The sequence below is a fragment of the Kitasatospora sp. NPDC001159 genome (assembly GCF_053598235.1).
On sequence record NZ_JBSFJV010000311.1, the window covers coordinates 1 to 1,000 of the forward strand.

The 1,000-nt window shown below is 70.7% G+C and carries 1 protein-coding gene; it reads right to left on the bottom strand.

Going from position 1 to position 1,000, the window contains the following annotated elements; all coding sequences use genetic code 11:
- Positions 1–53: 53 nt before the first annotated feature.
- Positions 54–782, bottom strand: a complete 729-nt coding sequence (locus tag ACWC9T_RS42100; protein ID WP_449826288.1) for a Mu transposase C-terminal domain-containing protein — start codon at positions 780–782, stop codon at positions 54–56.
- Positions 783–1,000: the final 218 nt, after the last annotated feature.

Consider the following 1,000-nt stretch of genomic DNA (forward strand, 5'->3'; position numbering starts at 1 on the left):
GTGGGGGTCGGGCTCGCGCTCGCCGGGGGGGGGTGGGGGGCGGGGGCGGGGGGTCACCACTTGTCGGCTTCCTCGTATGCGTCGTAGAGCCCGAAACCGGTGGCCGCGGCGGGATGGGCGTCGTCGGGGAGGTCATCGAGGTCGTCGATGCTGTCGTCCTCGTCGTGCTGCGCCGACTCGTCGGTGGTGGGGCCGGTGTCGTGTTGCGGATGCCGGGCGGCAGGGATGGGCAGCGTGGTGGCGCGGGCGAGGAGGGCTTGTTCGGTGGTGGTGGCGTGGCCGCTGTGGACGCGGCGCATGAGCTGGTCGAGGGCGTTGGCCAGGCCGGCTTCATGCTGCTGGCTGTCGTCGTGGTTGCTGTGCTGGGCGTGGGTGCGGATGTGCTGCCAGGTGTGGTCGTTGAACGGCTGGTGGACGTGGTCGCGGTGGATCCACGGGATCTCGGTGAGGTGGCCGTCGGTGAGGCGGACCCAGATCTGGCGCACGTCGTGGGGGTTGTAGTGGATCTCCCATTTCCCGCCGCGGCCGGCGACGGGGGAGGCCTGGCCGCGGTAGGGGGCGAGGAGGTCCGCGTCGTAGGTGCGGTGGTGGATGCGGATGCCGGCGGGAGTGATGGCCTGCCAGCGCACGGGCAGCAGTTCGAGGTAGTCGCGGCCGGTGAGCGGGACGGGGACGTGTCCGGCGACGGCGACGAGCGCGGCCCACATCTGGTTCGGTGTGAGGGCTTTGCGGGGCATCATCGGGTGGCGCAGGCCTTCGTGGGGGCGGTGGTGGTAGTGCACCAGCCACTCATCAAGGAGGTCTTGGAGCTGGGGGACGCTGTAGCAGGCGTCTTTTTCGGTGTCGGGGCCGCGGCGGGTGACGTCGGATCCGGTGTAGCCGGGCAGGTGCTGGCAGAACAGGTGGTTGATGGTGCCGAAGCGCCACGCCGACGGAGATCACCGCGTAGAACACCGTCAGCGCCAGCGAGCCCAGGCGCCAGGTCCACTTGTCACCGCCC